The following is a 14,802-nucleotide window of genomic DNA, read 5'->3' as shown; positions in this document are numbered from 1 at the left end:
GCGGGTCAGGAGGTCCGCAGGGCGGCATGGTGTGCGAAATTTTGCAGGGCCCTGGTTCCGTCCGCCGAGAGCAGGCCGCTGCCGGAGTCGAGGGCCTGGACGCTCTCCTCGTGGAGGCGGCGGATCATGTGTTCCGTGGCTCGGTCGGCGCCGGCCGCGCTGATGATGGCGCGGGCCTCCTCGGCCTGGGCGTCGGTGAGGAGGGGATCTCCCAGGAGTCGGCCGAGTCTGGCGGCTCCCTCGGCCGGGGCTCGTCGCATGGCCAGCACGATCAGCGCGGTGTACTTGCCCTCCCGCAGGTCGTCGTGCGCCGGTTTGCCGGTGACCGCCGGGTCGCCGAAGACCCCGAGGAGGTCGTCGCGGAGCTGGAACGCTGTGCCCAGGGGGAGCGCGTAGTGCGAGAGTGTCCGCAGGGTCTGCTGGGAAGCACCGGCCAGCAGGGCCCCCAGATGCAGGGGCCGCTCGATGGTGTACTTCGCGGTCTTGTAGCGGATCACCTGTAAGGGAACGGCGAGATCCGTCGTCGGGCAGCCGGTGGACAGCAGGTCCAGATACTGCCCGTACATGACCTCGGTGCGCATCTGGTGCAGCACCGCGAGGGCCGCGGTCCGCTGAGCGGCCGACAGGCCCGCGGTCTGGAAGAGTTCGTCGGACCAGACCAGCGCGAGATCCCCCAGAAGCACCGCGGTACTGTGCGCGCGGCGTGTCAACTGGTCGTCGTGGCAGCGGTGTTCGCCGGACAGTAGCCTGTCCCGTACGGCGCGGTGGACGGTCGGCCGGTTGCGGCGGGTGTCGGTACGGTCCATGACGTCGTCGTGGATGAGAGCGCAGGCGTGGAACATCTCCAGCGCCGCCGCCACATGGACCAGAGCCTCCGGCTCCCCCCGGCCGTGCGCCGCGTTCCAGCCGTGGAAGCACAGGAGGGGACGGAGTCTCTTCCCGCCCCCCAGCACGAAGTCCCGCAGCAGTGACACCACCTCTTCGGGCATACCCGAACGGGAAGCGTCCTGCGCCTTGCGGTCGAGGAACGAGGACAGGCACGAGTCGACGGCGGCACGGAGGGAGGCGACGTCCGACAGACTGACATCGGAACCTGACGAGGTGAACACCGGTACAGCCCTTCTCACTACGGATGGGTGATACGGATGTGGTGGCGTCAGACAGGCATGACTGAGCGGGAGCAGGACGCAGGAGTCCTGGTCATCGCGCCTGAAGACCGACCCACATCTTCCGCTCACTATTTCTTCACGGCAACCACACATGTAGGACGGGATGGCTGGAGAAGTACCCCACGTACAGGGCCCCGACGGGCCTGGTCACCCGCTGCCGGGGTCCCGTACCGCGCACCGATGAGTCAGCTCGGGGGAGAGGAGGACGACCCGTCAGGTCAGCGAAGGGCGTGGGACCGGGCGTAGCGGGATGAGCCGGATCGGTTCCTCCAGCAATTCCGTGAAGCGCCTCGCGAACGCCTGGAAGTGGGGTGTGGCCCGGTGGAAGTCGAGTGCCTCCTGGCTGGTCCAGGTCTCGCGGACGTAGAAGGTACCGGGCTCCTCCCGGAGTTCGAACAAGGCGTAGTCGAGGCATCCCGCTTCAGCGCGGGAGGGAGCGACCAGAGAGGCCAGAACGTCTTGCAGGGCTTCCCGCTGGGAAGGCTTCGCCTTCACTCGCGCGAGGGCGACGATCTGCTGGGCAGAGGGAGGTTGGCTCATGGGGAACTCCTCGAAGGATCGGCTGCGGGGCGCGGGGACCGGGCGGACCAGGTGGGGCGGCCGATCGCCCACGGCACGGACCAGCGGTTCGCCGGGACGTTTCAGAAGCCCGTGAGTGTGATCTTGCCGATGGCGCTGCCGGCTTCCATGATCCGATGCGCTTCGCGCAGATGGGCGGCGTTGATGGTGCCGAGGTCCTCGGTCGCCGTCGTCATGATGACCCCCTGGTCCACGAGCGCTGCCACCCGGGTGAGGATGTGGTGCTGCTGTGCCATGTCCGCGGTGCGGTGCAGCGACCGGGTGAACATCAGCTCCCAGTGGAAGGAGATGCTCTTCGGCTTCAGCAGGCCGATCTCCACCGGACCGAAGTCGTCGATGGCGACGAGATGACCGAACGGCTTGAGCATCTCCGCGTAGGCCCGAAGGTTCCGGTCCGTGCCGGCGGTGCTGAAGACGTGGTCAAGCCCTCCGGGGGCGAACTGAACGACCTGCTGGGCCAGCGGCCGGTGATGGTCGACCACATGCGTGACGCCCATCCTGCGGGCGTACTCGATGCTCTGCGGCCTGGAGGCAGTCCCGATCACCGTCATCGCCGTGAGGTTCTTCGCCAGCTGCGCCACCATCGCGCCCACTCCACCGGCGGCGGCGGTCACCAGCAGTGTGCCGCTCTGCTGGGCCCCCTCGGCCAGCCCCAGCCGCTCGAAGAGCCCTTCCCAGGCGGTCAGTGACGTCAGCGGCAGCGCGGCTGCTTCACCGAAGGACAGCGTGGACGGCTTCCGGCCCACGATGTTCTCGTCGACCACGTGGTACCGCATGTTGGCTCCGGGGCCGTCGATCGCACCGGCGTAGTAGACCTCGTCGCCGACGGTGAACCTCCCCACCTGGTCGCCGATCGCGACGACCGTGCCGGCCGCGTCCCACCCCAGCACCTTGGGCCGCCCACCCGGGTCGTCGCCCTGGCGCACCTTGTAGTCCACCGGGTTGACCGCGACAGCCTCCACGCGGACGAGCAGATCGTGCGGCCCAGGCTCCGGCACCGGCAGCTCGACGTCCACCAGACTCTCGTCGTCATCAAGGGGAAGGCTCTTGAAGTAGGCGACGGCCGGCATTGTCCTACTGTTCGTCAGCTCACTCATCATCGGTCTCCTTGCAAAGGATTGGACGGATCGGTCAAAGAGGTGGGCAGCGGCGAGGGAGTCCTGGCCGAGCGGTTCCCCCTCCGTTACACAGCCTCGTACCTGTGCCGCGGTGAGTCGGTCACCGGCTCGCGTCGGGATGCCCGGACACTAGCTCCGAGGGCGTAGTAACCTGCAAGATCCCCTACTTCCCCTGGGGAAGTGACCTGGTCAGGCAAGGAGACACGAGATGGTCGTGAAGTGTTCGCCGGGGCGGCACGACTGTGATGTGTACGCGGCCCAGTGCCCCTGCCGTGAGGTGCTCGACCTGCTGGCGAACAAATGGTCCGCGCTCGCGATCGGCGCCCTGGAGGAAGGGCCGCGGCGTTTCGGTGCTCTCCAGCGCCGCCTGGAAGGCGTCAGCCCGAAGGTGCTGACCCATACGCTGCGCCGTCTCGAAGTGCGGGGATTCATCGACCGGACCGTGTATCCGGCGGTTCCGCTGCACGTCGAGTACGCGCTCACGCCGCTCGGGCACAGTGTGGCCGAGCCCTTGGCGCAGCTGCGGAACTGGGTCGAGGAGCACCTCGAGGAGATCACCTGACAGGTGGCCGGATCTCCGTGTGCGCATGGGCCCGATGCGCGCGCCGGGCGCCCCGAGCGGGGGCGGTCATCCGCTTCCCTCCGGATGCCTGGACGTACCGGCCGGACAGGGCGTGGGCGACGGCGGGCCGGGCGTCGACGGATCACCCGCCTGCGGGTACGGCCCCCACTGACGTATCGCCGTGGATTCGCCTGCGTGGACCGCGCAGGAGGGCCCCGTGGAGGCGAGCGGGCGTGTCCCCGTGTCGGCCGGTGCGTCTCGGTGGATGCTGGGACCCGACGGAGAAAGGCGGCTCATGTCGTCGCAGGTGCAGGGAGCGGGCGGTTCGAAGGTGGCGGTGCCCGCCGCCCGGGACGGCACGCCCGCTCGGCGACCGGAGGGCCCGGCTGAACACCGATCGGCCGGTCGCACGACGGCGATTCTCGCGCCGTGGGCCATGGCCCGCGAGGGAGTGGCCGCACCGCCGCGCGATACCGGCCGGTGGGAGATCGATCGTGCCCGCCCTCGCGGGTGTACTCCCACTCCGACACCTCGCGAGGGGTGAGTGAGGGAACCTCCACCTCGCGAAGGGCGAGCGACCTGCCCCCCACCTCGCGAAGGGCGAGCGACCTGCCCCCCCACCTCGCGGAGGGCGACCGACCCGCCCCCCACCTCACGACAGGCGAGCGACCGGGCCCCGGACTCGCGGGTGTGCACGACGTCGACGAGAGGGAGGCAAGGGCCGGCCCCGTGCACGGGCGCGTGCTCCCTACCGATGCGAACGTGAAGGTCGACATCACCGCCCCGACGCCGTGGACGACATGCCTCGCGGACTCACCGGCCGGGGTGTCGTGCTCGCTCATCCCCGGCCAAGACCGGGTCGTGACACCGAGAGGAGCCGAGAAAGGCACATGCTGCGTCGCACGTGCCGAGCAGAAGACAGGAGGCGAGTTCATGCCGCTGGTCGGAGGTGACCCGGGTGACGACGCTCCGGCGGCCCGGCGTGGCTGGCCGCGGCGGGTCTGGTGGCTCGTCGCCGGGCTCGTGGTCGTGGCCGCGGTACTGGTGGCGATCGACCGGCGGGACGAGATCGCCGCCGCGTTCGATCTGATCACACGGGTGAAGCTGCCCCGGCTCGCGGTGGCCGCCGCGCTGGAGGCGCTGTCCGTGCTGTGCTTCGCCGCCGTGCCCCGGCTGCTGCTGCGCGCCGGGGGAGTGCGTTGGAGCCTGGGAAGGGCGACCAGCGCGACGGTGGCCGCCAACGCCGTGGCCGGCTCACTGCCGGGTGGCGCGGCCTTCTCGACCGCGTGGCTGTGGCGGTACATGTCCCGCCGCGACGCGGGACGGACCCTGGCCGCCGCCGTCCTCGCGGGGGCCGGTGTCGCCTCCGCCGTGAGCCTGTTCCTCCTGCTCACCGCCGGGGTCCTCGTGGTGGGCCCCACCGGGCCCGGGGCGTTCGTCCAGCCCGTGGTCCGGGTCCTGCTGACCGCGCTCGCCGCCGGACTGCTGCTCCTCGCGCTGTCGCGGTTCGCGCCCGTCCGGCGGGTGCTCAAGGCCGCGTGGGCACGCACCGGGCGCCGGTCCGGGCGCGTCCGGCGACTGGAGGGGGACATCCGCAGGGTCGTCGGACAGGCCCGCAGTGTCCGCCCCGGCGTGCTGCCCTGGCTCTGGCCCGTCCTCTTCGCCCTGCTCAACTGGCTGTTCGACGCGGCCTGTCTGGCCGCCGCGATGTGGGCGCTCGACATCCCCGTACCCTGGCACGCGCTGCTGTTCTGCTACGCGCTCACCCAGCTCGTGGGGAGCCTGCACCTCACACCGGGCAACCTCGGTGTCGCCGAGGCGACTCTGGCGGGCCTGCTCGTCGTCTACGGTATGCCCTCCGAACAGGCCATCGCCGCGACCTTCCTCTACCGCGTCCTCACCTACTGGGCACTCCAGCCCATCGGCTGGACATGCTGGACCGCCCTCAGCCTCGGCGACATCCGCGCGGAACGCAGGGGCGAGCGGTAGCTCGGGCGCCGAGCCCTTCCGCGCTCCGGACACCCGGCACACAATTCCCCATTGCTGATCCGATACTGACTTGGCTGCGCCCATGCCGGAAAAGTCGCAGGTCATAGCCCTGAGTGGACTGCGGGTGCGGCTCAGGCGGCGGCGTCGGACTGTACGGGCGGCAGGGCCGGCTTCACCGACATCCCCGACAGCCTCGCCGGGCAGGGCGCGGGAGGGGCGGGCTCGCTGGTGATCCGGTGCGGCCCGTTCACCCTGGGCTCGACCAACGGCAGGACCACGACTCCGGCCCATCCGACCAGCAGCTCCTCCAGCCGGGCCTTCCGTGTCTGCGCCAAGTCGACCAGCGCCGTCAGGGACTCCGGCATCACCTGCACCCCCTGGTGGTAGCCGTCCGACTCCGATGGCGGCACCTGACGTCCGGAGACCGTGCCCACCGACACTCCAGCGCACCGAGTGACACGTCCCGCACGTGCGTCGCGCGCGGCTGGAGTGGCCTGCGCCCCCCACCACCGCGACAGTCCCGAGGTGGGGGGGCTACGCGTCCGCCGCCCTACCCGGCCACCACCGCCTCCGCCGAGGACCGCGGTGTCACCAGGCGGCGCCGGGTACGGGCCAGCAGACCGTGCCGCGGGGCGACGCACCAGGTCAGTGCGAACAGTCCGGTGAGGACGACCACGATGGAGCCGCCGGCCGCGAGGTCGTACCCGTACGACACATACAGTCCGCCCAAGGTGCCCGCGCAGCCGATGCCGGACGCCAGCAAGGTCATCACGCCGAGCCGGTCGGTGAGCATCCGGGCGGTCGCGGCGGGCGTGATGAGCAGCGCGAGGACGAGGATGTTGCCGACCGCCTCCAGGGACATCACGATCGTCGTCGTGACGACGATGTAGAGGACGAGGTCGAGGCCGAAGACCGGCAGACCCGCGGCACGGGCCGTCTCCCGGTCAAGGGTCACCGCGACCAGCTCCTTGCGCAGCAGAAGGACGACGCTGACGACGACGGCGCCCAGCCCCGCGACGGTCCGAACGTCCTCGGGCCCCACGGCGAGGACCTGGCCGAACAGAAAGGAGGACAGGTCGGTCGTCCAACTGTCGCGGGTCGACACGACGACGATGCCGAGGCCGAAGGCGAAGGCGAAGAAGACCCCGATGACGGTGTCCTCCTTCAGCCGCCGGTTCTGGGAGACGAAGGCGATGAGGACCGCGGTGGTGACACCGGCCGTCGCGCCCCCGAGCAGCAGATTGCCCTCCACCGCGTAGGCGAGCGCCACGCCGGGGAACGCGGAGTGTGCCACGGCATCGCCGATGAAGGCCATGCCACGCAGCACCACATGGACGCCGACGACTCCGCAGACCATGCCGACGACCGCGGCGACCGCGAAGGCACGCTGCATGAAAGGCAACTCCCAAGGGCCGAGCAGGAACTCGATCACGACGCGGCCTCCTTGTCCGCAGTCCGCCGCCGCGGAAGGGTCGCCCGGTCCAGGCCGAAGGCTTGGAGCATACGGTCGGGGTCGGACAGGAGTCCGGGCCCGCCCTCGGCCACCACCGTCCGGTTGAGCAGGACGACACGGGTGCAGGTGCGGGCGGCTGCCGCCAGGTCATGAGTGGTGATCAGCAGCGCCGCTCCGTCCTCGGCCAACCGGCCGAACAGATCGTTGAGCAGCTCCTGCGTGGGTACGTCGACGCCGGTGAAGGGCTCGTCCAGCAGGAGGAGGCGTGGTTCGGCGGCCAGCGCGCGGGCGACGAGGACGCGTTGACGCTGGCCGCCCGACAGCTCACCGATGGGGCGGCGCCGCAGGTCGCTGAGGCCCGTGAGTTCCAGGGCCCGGTCCACGGCGGCGTGGTCCACCGCTGTGGGCCTGCGCAGCCATCCGATGCGCCGGGTGCGGCCGGACAGGACCGCGCCCGCGATGTCGACGGGGAAGTCCCAGGCGAATTCGTGCCGTTGGGGAACATAGCCGATCTCGCTCCGCACCTCGGCGACAGGTCTGTCGCCCACCACGATGCGACCGGACGACACGGCGGCCAGGCCGAGTACCGCGCGCAGGAGGGTGGTCTTGCCCGCTCCGTTGGGTCCGATCAGCCCGACCAGTTCCCCGGCGGCGACACGGAGATCAGCGTCCATCAGTGCGATACGGCCCCCGAGGGCTACGGTGACCCGCTCGGCCCGCAGCACGGGAGCGACAGCCCTCATGCGCGTCCTCCGTCGCGCCGCCGCACCCGGCGCCGGTTGAGTCCGACGAGTGCGGCTCCGGCCGCGGCGAGCGCCACCGCGCCGCCGCCCATGAGGACCGCGTCTCCCGCACCCGTACTGGCCATCGAGCCCGAGGCCCCCGTGCTCTGCCCCGCTGCGCCGTCCGCCGCCCCGGACGCGGGCGCGGTCGCCCCCGAACCGGATGTGCCGTCCGCCCCCGTGGGTGTTCCCGCGGACCCGGGGCCGTCGCCGGACGGGCTGACGGAGTCGGGATCTGTGCTGTCCCCGACCACGAACGTCAATGTCTCCGTGTCGGCGGACGCCGAGCCGTTCGCCAGGGTCCCGGCCATCGAGACGGTCAGCCGGTGGACCCCTTCGCCGCGAAAGGCCCAGCCCCCGTGCGCATGGGTGTTGGCCGGTACGTCGATGTGGTCCGGCACACCGTCCGCGCTGTCGAACAGGACGGTGGCGCCCGACAGCCCGTCGTAGGTGTACAGGGCGAATCCGCCCGGTCCTCGGGCCTTGGTCAGGCCGAACTTCACACCGCCCTCGAGTGCGCCGGTGCCGATGTTGTCGGTGGACCAACCGGGCCACAGCAGGCCCTCCTGCTGCACCTGGTCGAGCAGCCAGACGGGGTCGCCCGCTCTGCCCAGGAAGGCGAGACTGTCACCGGCCGGTATCTGCTTCTTGGCGGCGGGCTTGACGTGGAACACCACGGACGACGGTTCCCGCCAGGTGGTCTTCCCCGCGACGGTGCCGTCCTTGACCTGCATCTGGAGTCTCCCGTCGACGACCCGCGCGGCGATGTCGACGTGACCGGCCCCGAGCACCTTCCTCTCCGTGGCGGCCTGCCCGGAGGCGGCCCGCGCGGGAGCGGGCGCCTCGACGGCACGGGCCGCGGACGGCCGCGCGGCCAGTGCCGGAGCGCGCCCGGCGAGCGAGGGGACAGGCGTGAGGGCCGGTACGGGCCCGGTGGCCGGAGACGGCAGCGGCGAGGGGCGCACGGGCGGACGGGTACCGACCTGCGCGGTCAGTATCGTCGTACGGCGTACGGGATCGTCCTCGGCGGACGCTTCGGCGAGGGTGAGCCGGTAGGTGCCCGGTGCGGTGAACGACCACCGGGCGTCGGAGGGCTCGTCGGTGCCGGTGCCGGTGCCGGTGCCGGTGCCGGTGCTGGTGCTGGTGCTGGTGCCGGTTTCGCGGGGCGGGATCGGATAGCCGTCCTCGGGGAATCCACCGGCCCGATCGCTGTGCGCCAGGACTTCGGGAGCCTGTCCGTCGTCCGCCGTGCGGTGGACGACGAGTGCGCCGGGGCCCTCGACGGCTGTGAGGGTCAGTCCGGCCCCGGCCTCGGGCTCGTCGGCCTCCCACACAGGGGTCCCCGGGTCCCCCAGGAACGCGTAGGCCGGGTCGTCCGGTACCGGCGTCAGACGGGTGTCGTCGACGTCGATCGCCGGAGCGGGCACGGGTGCCTGGTGGGTCGCCGCCGGTGTCGGTCCGGCCTCGGGGGCGCCGACGGCCGTGGCTGCCACGGGGCTGAGCACCAGGGCGGTACCGAGGGCGCAGCCCACCGCGATCCGGTTCCTGACCCCGCTGTCTCGTGCGCTTCTCATGGCGTGCTGCTTCCCTTTCCGCCCAGGCACCGGGCGAGTTCACCGGCGTTGTGGCGCATCATCGCGACGTAGTCGTGGACCTTGTCGTCGAAGGAGTCCCCGTAGATCGTGCAGAGTCCGACGCCCTCGTCCCGGGCCACCCGGCGCAGGACGTCGGCACGTGCGGCGAGGTTCGGTTCGAGGAAGACGGCCGGGACCTTCTTCTCCCGGATGGTGCGCCGCAGCTTCTCGACCTCGGCCGCGCTCGGCTCCTGGTTCGGTACGGGGACGACGAAGCCGGCGACCTCCATGCCGTATGCCTTGGCGAGGTATCCGAAGGCGTCGTGCGTGGTGATGAGCTTGCGGTGGGCCGGGGGCACGGTCGCGAGGGTGTCGGCGACCTCCTTGTGCAGGGCGGCGAGGGTCCGCAGATACACCTGGGCGTTGCGCTCGTAGACGGCCTTTCCGTCCGGGTCGGCCCGGGTGAGTTCGGCCTGGATACGCCGGACGTACGCCTCGGCGTTGGAGACATCGCCCCAGGTGTGCGGGTCCATGTCGCCGTGCACATGCTTGCCGACGACGGCCTGCGGCAGGACCCAGATGTCCCGTCCGCTCTCCCCGAGGAAGCGGAACTGCTCCTGCTCGGGCACCTGCTGCCGGGCCCGGTCGGGGACGTTCAGCGCCACCGCCGCACCGGGCAGGCGCACCCGCTCACCGGTGCCCTTCTTGTCGGTCCGTACGTAGACCGACTTCCGCTGGGCGTTGAGGGTGACGTCGGCGTGTCCCGCATCGAGCGACTCACGTCCCGCGGCCGGTTCGTTGTGTTCGGCGCCCCCGACGGTGAAGGTGACGGTGCCCCCTCCCGCGTCGGTCGTCGTTCCGTCCAGGCCCTCGGTCCGGCCGCTCAGGGTCAGGTGGTAGGTGCCGGGCTCGGTGAACACCCAGTTGACGTGGGTGTGCGCCTCGGGCGGCAGGGCGAAGGAGTCGTCGGCGTCGAGGCCGTCGGCGGAGTTGATGTAGCTGGTGGGGTTGCCGAGGGTGTCGGTGAGGTAGACGTGCAGGTCCCCCGGCCCGGTGAGCTTGACGGCGGTGGTCCGGACCTGCGCTCCCGCACCGGCGACCGCACCTTCCACGGCCCAGCCGAGCCACAGCACGTCGAGTCCGAGGTCCTCCTCCAGCTTCATGACCGTGCCGCCGAACTGCTCCAGCCGGGCGGCGACCTCGACCTTGGGGACGCCCTCACGGGCATTGTTGTGGATCATCTTGATGATTCCGGGCTCTTCGAGGAGCAGCCCATTGGAGAAGACGATGTCGGCGCGGGCCACCTCGGCCGTGTCACCGGGCCCCGGCTCGTAGGAGTGCGGGTCGCCGTGGTGCGGCACGATCGAGGTGACGTCGACCCGCTCGCCGCCGACCTGGCGCACGAGGTCGGCGATCACTCCGGTGCTGGCCGAGACGTTCAGGGCGGCGTCGGACGCTCCAGGACCGATGCCCGAACAGGCCGCCAGCAGCAGCACACCTGTGGACGCGAGGACGGTTCTTCGAAGTGCGCTGTGCACGACGGAAACTCCTTGATGGGTACGGGGGAGGGCCGGCGGCGGGAGCCGGGAGCCGGCGGTCAGTGGGCGGTCGGGTCCGGCCGGTTGCCGCGGCGGCGTACGGCCAGGTAGGCCACCGTGCCGGCGCAGACCGAACCGGCTGCCAGCCCGGCCGGAAGCAGCACGGAGCTGCCGGTGGAGGCCAGGTGGCCGCCGGCCGGCCCGACGGCGGCCTGTCCGGTGTTCCCGGGGCCGCCGGTCGATCCGGCACTGCCCCGCGACGGGTTCGCCGTGCCGGTCGCCGGTGCGGAAGGCGGCGCGGACACGACGGGCGGGGCGCCGGTCGTGGTGGCACTCGGGGACCCGCCGGGCGGGTCGGTCGCGGGGGCGGAGGGTTCAGTGCCGCGCCCTGGCCTCACCGTCGTCGGGTCGGTGGCGCCGACGGCCCAGGCGATCGTCGCCGTGTCACTGACCCTGCTTCCGTCGGCGAGCGTGGCGGCGACGGTGAAGGTCGTGCGGTAGACGCCTTCTTCGGTGAAGGCCCAGGCCGAGTGGGAGTGGCTGCCGGCGGTGTGCTCGAAGGCGTCGGGCAGCCCGTCGCCGCTGTTGACGAGGGTGACACTGTCCATCGAGTTGTCATTGATCACGCCCAGTGTGCCGGGACCCTGGAGGGAGTCGACCCGGTAGGTGACTCTGCCCCTGACCTGGGCGGGAGTGAACTCTTCGGTGTTCCAGCCGGGCCAGACGAGCCCCGCGAGCTGGCTGGACGGAAGCCACCACACCGGGTCTCCTGGTCGGCCCAGAAAGTCGTACGCCTCGGTGATGCGGCGTTTGGCGGCGGGTCTGACGTGGATGACGACGTCGTCGGGGTCGAGCCACCGCGGGTTCTGGGGTGTGCCCTCCTTGATCCGGAAGGCGAGCTTGCCGGTGCCCGCCGGGCGTGCGGCCAGGTCGATGTGTCCGTCGTCGATGATCCGCGCGGCCGAAGTCGGCGTGGGTGTCGGCGTCGGTGCGGAGGTGGTGGGTGTGGAGCCGTCTCCGGGACGTACTTGTGTGGGATCGGCCGAGCCGACGGCGACGGCGATGGTCTCGGTGTCATGTGCCTTGGTCCCGTCGGCCAGTGTCGCGCTCACGGTGAGGGTGAGCCGGTGGACGCCCTCGGAGGTGAAGCCCCAGGTCGGTGCGGAACGCTCCCGGCCCTCGGGCAGGACGAACGAACGGAACGCGGGATCTTCGCTGTTGAGATGCTGGACGGGTTCCTGGTCCGACCACTCCATCTCCTCGGTGAAGGTGTAGAGGGCGAACCGCCCTTCGCCCTCGGCGCGATCGAGGGTGACCTCGGCCGACCGAGCCCCTGCCAGACCCGTGAAACCGGGGGTGAGGGCGAAGATGTCCTTGGCGTGACGGCCGTTGAGGAACCAGCCGTACAGACCGTCCCCGAGGAGGGGGCTGAGGGGCGAGAGGATCGACTCCTTGGCCTCCGGGACCACGTGCAGCACCACGTCCGACGGTTCACGCAGCACCGTTTCGCCCCCCGAGCGGTCTGCGATCCGCAGGTCCAGGCGACCGTCCGTGAGCTGCGGCGTGAAGTCGATGTCGCCCTGGGCCAGCACGACGGCGGCGCCACCGGCATGGGCGGGCCCGCCGACCGCGGCGACCAGGGCCACGGCGGCGGCGCACAGGACGGCGGCCAGCAGTCCGGCGGTCGCCGCGACGACCCGCCGTCCGGGTGTGAGGACGCTCATGGTCCCTATCTCTCCTTGCCGCGGCGGTGGACCCGCCCGCGCGCGCGGGGCACGGACGGGTCCACCGCGATCGGTGAGCCGCTCAGTGGGAAACGGTGAAGGTGTACTGGGCGGTCGCCGACTTGGCGACGCCCCCCACGGTGCCGGTGACGGTGAAGTTCACCTTGTAGGTGCCGGGCTCCTCGAAGACCCAGTTGGCGTGGTCGTGCGCACCCACGGCGAACGTCTTGTTCTTGTACGTGGTCGTCGTGCCGCTGTCCCAGTAGCGGTCGACGGTGGAGCCGTTGACCTTGTACACGCTGAAGTCGTCGGTGGCGGCGCCGTCGCGGGTCACCGCGCCGAGTCTGTACTGCACGGTGTTGCCGGCGAACACACCGGAGGCCAGGTGCTCGGTGGAGACACCGGGCCACAGGATGTTCTTGGCTGCGGCCGTGGCCTCGTTCTGGGGCAGCGCCCAGACCTGCGCGCCGGTGCCGAGGAAGGCGTACTGCGCGCCCGTCGGACGAGCGACCAGCGCGGCTGCGGGCACGGACAGCGCCGCGTCGGCCGGGTCGTACTCGACATGGTTGACCTCGTCGTGCACATGCAGCGCGAATCCGGCACCGTCCCACTCCGCGTCCAGGACGTCGACGTGGCCGGCGGAGAGCGTAGTCGCGGCGAAGGCGGTGCTGTTGAGCCCGGCCATGGCGAACGCGGCGGCCATGGCGCCTGTCACGGTCATCAGGCGCTTACGGGTATGCAAGGTAGCCCCCTCTGGGTCATGTCCATGCCGTTCATGGACAACGGGATGATAATCATGTTCATTAACGGCCCGCAAGCCTTCCCGCCACCTCTCGGCGCTGGGGGAGTGGGGCGGGGCGCGCCGGCTGGGCGGCTGCTTCCGGGGGCGCGGGGTCGGTGGGTTCGCCCTGACGGATCATCAGGGCGCAGCCGACGCGGGGCGCTTCGCATGAGGCCGGTCATCAGGTCGGCCGACGGGAACCCGTAGGTGCTCAGGCGGGGCAGCACACCGGTCGTGACGCTGCCTCCTCCGCGTCCGATCCGGCCGCGGGCGCGGCGGTTGCGGGAGCTGCGGTGACCACGGATCACGGCAGCGGCGTCGGCGGGCTGCCCAGGCTCGTGTCAGGAGGGGCCGGTGTCGTGCCTGGGTGGGTGGGAAGGGGCCGGGGCCTGACTGCGAGTACCACCCGGGCGAGTGCGTGCCGGGACGTCGCAGTCAGGCGGGAGCCCGAGGAAGCAGCTCTGGGCTACCTGTTCAGAGCGCCGTGAGCGTGCCGCCGTCGATGAGGTGGTCGGCGCCGGTGAGGTTGCGGGCGAGGTCGGAGAGGAGGAAGACGATCAGGGCCGCGACTTCCTCAGGCTCGGTGATGCGACCGGTGGCGATGCCGAAGTCCTGCGGCAGCCGCTGGAAGAAGGTGGCGTGGTCCAACCCGGCCTGGGCCGCGACCTTGCCGCCCAGGCCGGCGGGATCCGCCCAGATGAAGGTGTTGACCGCTCCGGGGGAGACGGTGTTCACTCGTACGCCCTTGGGGCCGAACTCCCGGGCCAGGGACTTTCCCAGCGAGGTGAGGGCTGCCTTGGCCGCGCTGTAGGCGATCAGGCCGACGGTGGGCTCGCGGGCGCTGATGGATGAGACGTTGACGATCGAGCCGCGGCGTTCGATCAGGCTGGGCAGGGCGGCGCGGGTGGCGCGGACGGCGCTCAGCAGGTTGAGGTCGAGGACACGGGACCACTGTGCGTCGTCGGCGTCCAGGAAACCGCGGGGCTCCATGTTGTCCTCGCCGCCCACATTGTTCACCAGGAGGTCGATGCCGCCCAGCCGGTCGAGGGCGCCGCTCATGAGGGTGGCGACGCCTTCCGCGGTGCTCAGGTCGGCCGGCACGGTGTGCGCGCCGGTGTCCTCCAGCTCGGGCGTGATGGTGCGGGCGCCACCGACGACGCGGACTCCTTCGGCTGTCAGGGCCCGGACCGTGGCGAGTCCGATGCCCCGGCTGGCACCGGTGACGACCGCTGTCTTCGAGGTGAGGTGGGGATTCACGGAACTCCGTTTCTCGAACGGTAAACACCCTTATGAGGATGGGCACTTGAGGCGTGCACGCAGCGCCACCCGATCGTCGCGTCCGGCAACCGAAAAGTCCATCGCGGACACCAGGACGTCCCCCATGAACCGCAGTCCCCTCAATCTGATCGACAGCAGGGCTCCGAAGGCCGCTGCGGCAACGCGTCCGAACGTGGTGCCCCCGATCGACAGCCGTGCTTGCCCCGTACTGTCGCCGTTCGGCGCGCAATTCGGTGGGTTGGACATGGCGCGACA

General features: G+C 71.0%; 13 protein-coding genes. 2 read left to right on the top strand and 11 right to left on the bottom strand.

Annotation, left to right across the window (positions count from 1 at the left end; translation table 11 throughout):
* Window positions 1–5: 5 nt before the first annotated feature.
* From AB0D49_RS25465 to AB0D49_RS25455, 3 genes are all read right to left on the bottom strand, one after another.
* A complete protein-coding gene (locus AB0D49_RS25465; protein WP_362761389.1) occupies window positions 6–1,109 on the bottom strand; it encodes a polyprenyl synthetase family protein in 1,104 nt (367 codons plus the stop codon).
* Between the two features lie 273 nt (window positions 1,110–1,382).
* Window positions 1,383–1,709 carry a putative quinol monooxygenase gene (locus AB0D49_RS25460; RefSeq protein WP_362761387.1) on the bottom strand — a complete coding sequence of 109 codons (327 nt, stop codon included), beginning with the start codon at window positions 1,707–1,709 and terminating at the stop codon, window positions 1,383–1,385.
* Between the two features lie 101 nt (window positions 1,710–1,810).
* Window positions 1,811–2,818 (bottom strand): zinc-binding alcohol dehydrogenase family protein, encoded by a 1,008-nt coding sequence (locus AB0D49_RS25455; protein ID WP_362761385.1) that lies wholly within the window; start codon window positions 2,816–2,818, stop codon window positions 1,811–1,813.
* 256 nt (window positions 2,819–3,074) lie between these two features.
* Between AB0D49_RS25455 and AB0D49_RS25450 the strand changes: the two genes are divergently transcribed.
* Window positions 3,075–3,428 (top strand): helix-turn-helix domain-containing protein, encoded by a 354-nt coding sequence (locus AB0D49_RS25450; protein WP_362761383.1) that lies wholly within the window; start codon window positions 3,075–3,077, stop codon window positions 3,426–3,428.
* A 933-nt stretch (window positions 3,429–4,361) separates the two neighbouring features.
* Entirely contained in the window at window positions 4,362–5,417 is a 1,056-nt protein-coding gene (locus tag AB0D49_RS25445; protein ID WP_362761381.1) for a lysylphosphatidylglycerol synthase transmembrane domain-containing protein, read from the top strand.
* A 131-nt stretch (window positions 5,418–5,548) separates the two neighbouring features.
* Here AB0D49_RS25445 and AB0D49_RS25440 read toward each other — a convergent pair whose 3' ends face one another.
* The 8 genes from AB0D49_RS25440 to AB0D49_RS25405 form a co-directional block, all read right to left on the bottom strand.
* Window positions 5,549–5,851 carry a hypothetical protein gene (locus tag AB0D49_RS25440; RefSeq protein ID WP_362761379.1) on the bottom strand — a complete coding sequence of 101 codons (303 nt, stop codon included), beginning with the start codon at window positions 5,849–5,851 and terminating at the stop codon, window positions 5,549–5,551.
* A 116-nt stretch (window positions 5,852–5,967) separates the two neighbouring features.
* A complete protein-coding gene (locus AB0D49_RS25435; RefSeq protein WP_362761377.1) occupies window positions 5,968–6,849 on the bottom strand; it encodes an anchored repeat-type ABC transporter permease subunit in 882 nt (293 codons plus the stop codon).
* Entirely contained in the window at window positions 6,846–7,613 is a 768-nt protein-coding gene (locus AB0D49_RS25430; protein WP_362761375.1) for an anchored repeat-type ABC transporter ATP-binding subunit, read from the bottom strand. The genes AB0D49_RS25435 and AB0D49_RS25430 overlap by 4 nt, the downstream gene beginning before the upstream one ends.
* Window positions 7,610–9,226 (bottom strand): choice-of-anchor M domain-containing protein, encoded by a 1,617-nt coding sequence (locus AB0D49_RS25425; RefSeq protein ID WP_362761373.1) that lies wholly within the window; start codon window positions 9,224–9,226, stop codon window positions 7,610–7,612. The genes AB0D49_RS25430 and AB0D49_RS25425 overlap by 4 nt, the downstream gene beginning before the upstream one ends.
* Window positions 9,223–10,764 (bottom strand): anchored repeat ABC transporter, substrate-binding protein, encoded by a 1,542-nt coding sequence (locus AB0D49_RS25420; RefSeq protein WP_362761371.1) that lies wholly within the window; start codon window positions 10,762–10,764, stop codon window positions 9,223–9,225. Before AB0D49_RS25420 ends, AB0D49_RS25425 begins: the two co-directional genes overlap by 4 nt.
* Before the next feature lie 59 nt (window positions 10,765–10,823).
* Entirely contained in the window at window positions 10,824–12,488 is a 1,665-nt protein-coding gene (locus AB0D49_RS25415; protein WP_362761369.1) for a choice-of-anchor M domain-containing protein, read from the bottom strand.
* 82 nt (window positions 12,489–12,570) lie between these two features.
* On the bottom strand, window positions 12,571–13,209 hold the full coding sequence (locus AB0D49_RS25410) for a choice-of-anchor M domain-containing protein (protein ID WP_362761368.1): 639 nt from the start codon (window positions 13,207–13,209) through the stop codon (window positions 12,571–12,573).
* 534 nt (window positions 13,210–13,743) lie between these two features.
* Window positions 13,744–14,526: an oxidoreductase gene (locus tag AB0D49_RS25405; RefSeq protein ID WP_362761366.1), complete on the bottom strand. Its 783-nt coding sequence runs from the start codon at window positions 14,524–14,526 to the stop codon at window positions 13,744–13,746.
* Between the last annotated feature and the right edge of the window lie 276 nt (window positions 14,527–14,802).

This window comes from Streptomyces sp. NPDC048290 (assembly GCF_040652095.1).
In the GTDB taxonomy this organism is placed as follows: Bacteria; Actinomycetota; Actinomycetes; order Streptomycetales; family Streptomycetaceae; genus Streptomyces.
Note: the sequence above shows the minus strand (reverse complement) of the source record. Positions and strands in the feature narration are given on the sequence as shown.